The organism is Gluconacetobacter asukensis (assembly GCF_014174375.1).
In the GTDB taxonomy this organism is placed as follows: domain Bacteria; phylum Pseudomonadota; class Alphaproteobacteria; order Acetobacterales; family Acetobacteraceae; genus Gluconacetobacter; species Gluconacetobacter asukensis.
Genome location: NZ_JABEQE010000020.1, coordinates 62,380 through 68,521, shown reverse-complemented (window position 1 = coordinate 68,521; position 6,142 = coordinate 62,380). Strand labels below are relative to the sequence as shown.

The following is a 6,142-nucleotide window of genomic DNA, read 5'->3' as shown; positions in this document are numbered from 1 at the left end:
GCGGCCGGCGGGCTGCTGGGTGGCGCGGGCAAGGGGAATGCGTCGGTCAATGCGCTGAGTGGGGCGGCGGCAGCTTCGGCAGTGCAGCAGTTCAATCAGGCTGAGGATAACGCGAAGACAGGGAAATCCGATCTTCCCGCAGGCTATACCCCCTATGGAACGGCGGATGATCCCAGTCAGATCAACCTGATCATGGGTCCGAATGGCGTTGCATATCGGATTACGGACAGGACCGACGCCGAGGGACATCCCGTCTATGCCAACGAAGCAACGCATGAGGCGGTAACCTTCGTCGGCGGCCAGATGACGCCCCTGCCGCAAGGCTGGACCCTGCAGGGTAACGGCATGCAGGATAGTGTCGTGAATGTCACTGGTGTTCACGTAACAGGAGAGGGGACGCAGAAGCCATCAAATTTACCAGAATCAGTTCAGATGCCCGCCGCAAATAATACCGTTGTTGCCACATATGGACCCATGAATCCGGGTCCGCTCGCATCAGATATTGCAAATACATTCCGAAGCGGGACATACACGGAGATGGTTGCGCAGCAGCCCACGACTTTGTACCGTGTTTACGGTGGAACGGCGAAGCAAATGGGTGGTTACTGGACAGAGACACCGCCTGCCGGTCCGGTGCAATCTATCATCGATAGCGCTCTACTGCCGCAATGGGGTAATCCGGCTACCAATGTCGTTAAAATCGAGATTCCGGCAGGTACGACATACTTTAGTGGTGTAGCCGCTCCGCAAGGAGGATTGGTTGGTGGGGGAAGTCAGATAGTATTTCCTGCAAACTTTAGAGTAAATCCATCATGGATAAAAGCACCATGAGTTCATGCAACTGGGAAGCTATTCACGGGTTTGAATCCCCTTGTGAATATAAGCGTTTTTGCTCGTGGTTATCGGATCAAGTTTCTTCCGGTCTAGTCGAGAGTGTGCCGCTTATCGAACCAAGTGGTGACCTCATATTTGGTTTGGAAGAACGCTGGTATCGGTGCAAAGCTTCAGGAGAAACATGGCGGCTGGTCGCTCCGCAAGCACCATTTCGTGGTTTGTGGGGACCAATCAATTGAGCGGATGCAGATGACATTGTAATCGAAGGCAACGTTGTAGCCACGAATTCGTCTGGCTATGCTCGTGTGACTGGCTGGGCGTCCGGCGAGCGTTGTGGCATCGAACGCGATCACCTTCGACGGGGGGACGCTGAGTTCTGGCGGGGACCTGACGGCGGCGGGGGCCTGGTGCTGTCTGCGGCGAAGAGCCTGGACCTGGGTTCGGTGACGAACAGCGCGTCGTTCAGCGCTTCGGGGAGCAAGAGCGGGTTCCTGACGCATAGCAGCTTCTCGGACAGCAGCAGCCGCACGACGGAAGTGGGGTCGTCGGTGGCGGCGGGGGGCTCGCTGACGGCACTGGCGGGCGGGGACCTGAGCGTGAAGGGGGTGCTGGGCGCGGCGGGCGATGTGACGCTGTCGGCGGGCGGCAGCTTCACGGAGGCGGCGACGCGGAGCACGCTGGAGGCCAGCGCGTCGCACAGCGTGTCGGGGATTTCGCTGGGCAGCGGGGGTGCGACGGGGACGCTGGGCTATGGCGCGCGGAGCGACGCGTCGTCCCGTTCGTCGACGAGTTGGACGCCGTCGGTGATTGCGTCGACGGGGGGCAACGTGACGATCGCGTCGGGCGGGGCGATGACGATCGACGGGTCGGGGATCGCCGCGGCGGGGAACGTGACGCTGTCTGGGTCTTCGGTGTCGTTCACGGCGGAGCAGGACCGGCTGACGCAGACGGCGTTGCACAAGGAGACGAGCATCGGGCTGAGCGCCGGGCTGGCGCCGGATTCGATGGCGGGGCAGGCGGTGACGGCGGGGCTGGGGGCGAGCCACTCCGGCAGCGGAACGCTGGCGGCATTGACGGGGCTGCAAGCCGGGCTGTCGGAAGGGATTTCGGCGCTGGGTGGGGCGACGACGAACAACATCGCCGGGGCGGACGTGACGCTGGGCTTCTCGTCGAGCCGGAGCCAGTCGAGCCTGACGCAGACGAGCGTGGTGGGCTCGACGGCGCTGGCGGGCGGGACGCTGTCGGTGGTGGCGCGGGGCGACAACGCGTCCGACGCGGCGAATGGCAGCCTGGGCGCGGTGGCGGCGCAGTTGGCGGGCCAGGACGTGGTGCTGGCGGCGCAGAAGGGCGTGAACCTGTCGGCGGGGTGGGACAGGACGCAGAGCGCGAGTTCGGCGTCGTCGCATTCGGCGTCGGTGGGGATCGAGGCAAGTGTGGGGCTGGGCGGCGCTGGCCTGAGCGTGACGGGATCGCTGGGGGCATCGCATCAGCAGGCGACGTCGTCGAGCGCGACGGCGGTGGATACGACGGTTTCGGCGGCGAACGACGTGACGATCACGACGCCGGGGGCGCTGACGCTGAACGGGGCGGAGGTGTCTGGGCGTCAGGTGACGGCGTCAGCGGGGAGCCTGAGCATCAGCAGCCCGCTGAACACGGGGGATTACCGGAGCACGGCATCCAGCGCGGGATTGAGCGTGTCGATCCCGGTTCCGGGGCTGGGGGTGGGGGCGCTGGGCGGTTCGGCCAGTGCGGGCAGCCAGACGATCACGGACCATTACGCGTCGACGGGGAGCATGCTGTCGGGGCTGTATGCCGGAGCGGGCGGTCTGGACGTGACGGTCGCGGGCAACACGACGCTGACTGCGGGCGTGCTGAGCAGCGGGGCGGCGGCGAACGACAACCATTTCAGCACGGGTTCGCTGACGGCGGGGTCGGAGGCGAACGTTTCGCAATGGTCGGGCAGTGGGGTGTCGCTGTCCGGAGGGGCCGGGGCGGCAGGGGGCAAGGTTTCCGGGCTGGGCACGGTTGCGGTGGGCGATGTGTCGCATGAGGCGAGCAGCCTCAGCCAGTCGGCGATCGGCAGCAACATCACGGTGGATGCGGGCAGCAGCAGCGGGAGCTACAGCCGCGATCCGGGATCGGCGAACGGGCATCTGGCGAACGATTTCAATGCGGCAGGCGTGGGCAGCACGCTACAGACGCAGATGGCGGGCCAGACGCTGGCGGAAAGCGGCGTCGAACTGGGCGTGCAGGTCGCGAACCGGCTTGGGGGAACGGAGAAGAGCGGACAGGCGAATGGTGGCGCGGCGTCGGCGGGCGCGGGCGGCACGCAGGGGAATGTGAGCGGGACGGCCGATGGCGCCGGGACGACCGGGGTGCAGACGGACGGTGCGGGACCCGGCACGGGCTCGCAGGGATCTGGGGCATCGTCCGGCGGTTCCGGCGGGGGCCTGAGCAATGTCGTCTCGATTGTCACCAACTGGTTCAACGGCCCGACGCATGGGGCGAGCCCGCTGACGGGGGGCGGAAGCGACTCAATCGGGCGTGGGAACACGGTGACGACTCACGGCGTTGACGCGAACGGCAATGAGACGGTGGAGGCGCTTGCCCAGCGTCCGTCGCCGTTGCCGGATGCGCTGACGATCCCGGTCAGCCCGGATGTGAAGGCAGCGGCGGAAATCCTCGATACGGCCGCGTCGCTGACGGTGCTGCCGGAGGGGGAGGGCGCGGCTCTGGGGGTGAAGGTTGCAGCGCCTGCTCGGAATAAGGCCGAAAATGCGTTCGCCGCTATGATGGAAAAAAATGAAGGGACGAAGGGTACAGCAACGACAATTCCCGAACCCACAGGAGACTTTTACAGCGTTGCGTTCGAAGCGAAGTTGGGCCCGACATCTTATCCAGGGGTATCGCGAGGGGCGCACTTCCAAGAGGCAAACGAGGCTCTATTGCAGGCGATGGAGGGCGATGCCAATTTCGCGCAGGATATGCAAGATCTTGGCATCAGTCTTCAGCGGTCTCCGACAGGTCGTTCGCCACGGACCTCGCCAACTGACTGGACGTGGCATCACGCAGAGGCGCCTGGAACTATGCAACTTGTTCCTCGTTCGCAGCATGCACCAGGTAGTATTTTTCAGGATGTTCTACATCCGAATGGCCAAGGAGGATATTCGATATGGGGAAAATAGAGAAACTTGGGTATTTAGTCGGAAATCTCGCCGAGTTTGGAAAAGAAGACACGATTTATGCTGCAGAACCTTGGACAGAGTACTCTGACGCGGTCGTGGCTAAGGAACCCGTGGGGGGTGGAGTTCCTTCCGATATAAAAGAAGCTGGCCTAAAATATTTCCTTGAGGTGTCTATAGCTCGGGAGTTTATGGAAGACTGGTTCGCGTCTCTAGATAAAAAACCCGAATCATCAATTTCTTGTCAAAGATTGATAGAATACGCGATTAATGATGCGTAGGAAAATAACATGATACCTAATTCACGCTATGACGGTAAGCCACTGCTCAGGTTGCTTGAGCTATATGTTCTAAATTCCATTAATGAGTTGTCACAAGTGGATCGGCAGACCTTGGAAAGGATGGAGCCTAGGTTGCATGCAATTTACGGAGGTGGTGGAACATGGCATGAGGCGATTGCTGCAGCTCTTTCTATGTCCCTGGACGTGCCAAAGGTTATCCAGGATATGTGGATAAGTAATCAAGAAACGGCAAAGAAAAAAGGTGTGATTCTAAGTCCGCAGATGTTTGCGGAGATGTTCGTGGATCAAAATTTCACAGTTTAAAAAAGCTTATTTCTTTTAGAGGGTGTTATGCACATTGGATCATCTGTGCGGCATGTTTGAGCATGTATCCGACGAATGCGATGACGTGGAAGCCTGCGGGCGTGGTCGCGTATCTTTCGTAGTCCTTGACCAGCCTGCGACAGCGCGTGGCCCAGGCAAAGGATCGCTCCACGACCCAGCGACGCGGCAGCAGGACAAAGCCGCGCTTGGCTTCTGGCAGTTTGACCACATGCAGGGCAATGCCTTCGGCGGCAGCGGCGTCGGCCGCGACTTCGCCGGTATAGCCCTGATCGACATAGGCGAGTGTGACGTTGTCGCCGGTCGCGTCCTGGATGTCGGCGGCGAGACGTGCCACGGCGGCGCGATCGCCGACATCGGCCGGCGTCACATGAAGAGCGAGCAAGTGCCCGAGGGTGTCCACCGCCATATGCACCTTCGAGCCGCGCTTGCGCTTGGCGCCGTCATAACCGGCACGGGTGCCGCTTTCCGGCGTGGAGCGCAGCGTACGGCTATCAATGATCGCGGCCGTGGGTTCTTCCGCCCGTCCGGAGGCGAGGCGCAGCAAGGCTCGCAGATCCTGTGCCAGGGCCTCGAAACAGCCCGACGCCAGCCAGCGCTGCGATTGTTGATACACCGCCGACCACGGCGGGAAGTCGTTCGGCATGGCGCGCCAGGCAATGCCATAACGGATCACGTAACGCAGGGCATTGAACAACTCGCGCAGGGAATGCTCTCGCTGCGGCGCAGCCTCAGTCATCAGAGTGAGATAAGGAACCACCAGCGACCACTCCTCGTCGCTGACGTCAGACGGATACGGCTTGCGAGGCAGAACAGGGCTCATCCAGTTCCATTAGACCCAAGCGCCGCAAAAGTACATAACACCCTCTAGAAAGGGAAACGATACGAAGACCTTTGAAGGAAATGTGCCTAATTCTGTTTTGAACGACCTTGGGTTGAAGAAATGACGATATGTAAAGGAAAGATTCCAAAAAATGTTCTGAATTTATTTTCGAGTGATATTGGGGCGACGGATTTTTTTGGTTATGTTGGAAACATGGTGTCGATAGAGCAAGCGACAGCAGTTATTGGAATTTTGTCACCTGATTTTGTTGAGTATAATAATCATATTTTTTGGAAAGCAGATTCTTCAGATTTCTCTCCTCAAAGCGCCCTTACAGGGTTTAGGGAGAATAAGCCAGGACAGTTGCTCCCAAGTACAGAACGTAGAGATGTAGAGCGGTATCAAAACAATTTTTCGGTGAACCAATTCTTTTCAAAATGGGAAGATTCTCCAGGAAGTCCGGTTTTAAAGGTTGGTTTGACGGAAAAAGATCATAAGCTTTGCCACATTTTTGCACGGCAAATTGAACAATATTGGCATATTGCTCTTCGTGAGTGTTTTCCTGACCGGAATTTTGAATTCGAAGTCGCTGATAATATTCTTGATGAGTATGGAGTATGTCTGACTTTTTTTCAGTTATAATTTTTCGTTCCGAGGAAAAAGCAGGACCGGCATAGGTA

General features: G+C 59.4%; 6 protein-coding genes. 5 read left to right on the top strand and 1 reads right to left on the bottom strand.

Going from position 1 to position 6,142, the window contains the following annotated elements; translation table 11 throughout:
• The 4 genes from HLH35_RS17225 to HLH35_RS17210 form a co-directional block, all read left to right on the top strand.
• A partial coding sequence (locus HLH35_RS17225; protein WP_220790744.1) for a hypothetical protein occupies positions 1–831 on the top strand: 831 nt, incomplete at its 5' end.
• Positions 832–1,241: 410 nt separating this feature from the next.
• Positions 1,242–4,019 carry a hemagglutinin repeat-containing protein gene (locus tag HLH35_RS17220; RefSeq protein WP_182980321.1) on the top strand — a complete coding sequence of 926 codons (2,778 nt, stop codon included), beginning with the start codon at positions 1,242–1,244 and terminating at the stop codon, positions 4,017–4,019.
• The gene (locus tag HLH35_RS17215; protein WP_182980320.1) at positions 4,007–4,297 is read left to right on the top strand and encodes a hypothetical protein; all 291 of its coding nucleotides are present in this window, start codon (positions 4,007–4,009) and stop codon (positions 4,295–4,297) included. Before HLH35_RS17220 ends, HLH35_RS17215 begins: the two co-directional genes overlap by 13 nt.
• Positions 4,298–4,306: 9 nt before the next feature.
• Positions 4,307–4,621, top strand: a complete 315-nt coding sequence (locus tag HLH35_RS17210) for a hypothetical protein (protein WP_182980319.1) — start codon at positions 4,307–4,309, stop codon at positions 4,619–4,621.
• Between the two features lie 25 nt (positions 4,622–4,646).
• Here HLH35_RS17210 and HLH35_RS17205 read toward each other — a convergent pair whose 3' ends face one another.
• Complete coding sequence (locus HLH35_RS17205; protein ID WP_182980318.1) at positions 4,647–5,462, bottom strand: IS5 family transposase; 816 nt, start codon at positions 5,460–5,462, stop codon at positions 4,647–4,649.
• Between the two features lie 120 nt (positions 5,463–5,582).
• Between HLH35_RS17205 and HLH35_RS17200 the strand changes: the two genes are divergently transcribed.
• On the top strand, positions 5,583–6,104 hold the full coding sequence (locus tag HLH35_RS17200; protein WP_182980317.1) for a hypothetical protein: 522 nt from the start codon (positions 5,583–5,585) through the stop codon (positions 6,102–6,104).
• Positions 6,105–6,142 lie beyond the last annotated feature (38 nt).

Coding starts and splice junctions, on each gene's coding strand:
- HLH35_RS17215 (WP_182980320.1), top strand. CDS start 4,007: ATGGGGAAAATAGAGAAACTTGGGTATTTAGTCGGAAATCTCGCCGAG.
- HLH35_RS17210 (WP_182980319.1), top strand. CDS start 4,307: ATGATACCTAATTCACGCTATGACGGTAAGCCACTGCTCAGGTTGCTT.
- HLH35_RS17200 (WP_182980317.1), top strand. CDS start 5,583: ATGACGATATGTAAAGGAAAGATTCCAAAAAATGTTCTGAATTTATTT.
- HLH35_RS17205 (WP_182980318.1), bottom strand. CDS start 5,462: ATGAGCCCTGTTCTGCCTCGCAAGCCGTATCCGTCTGACGTCAGCGAC.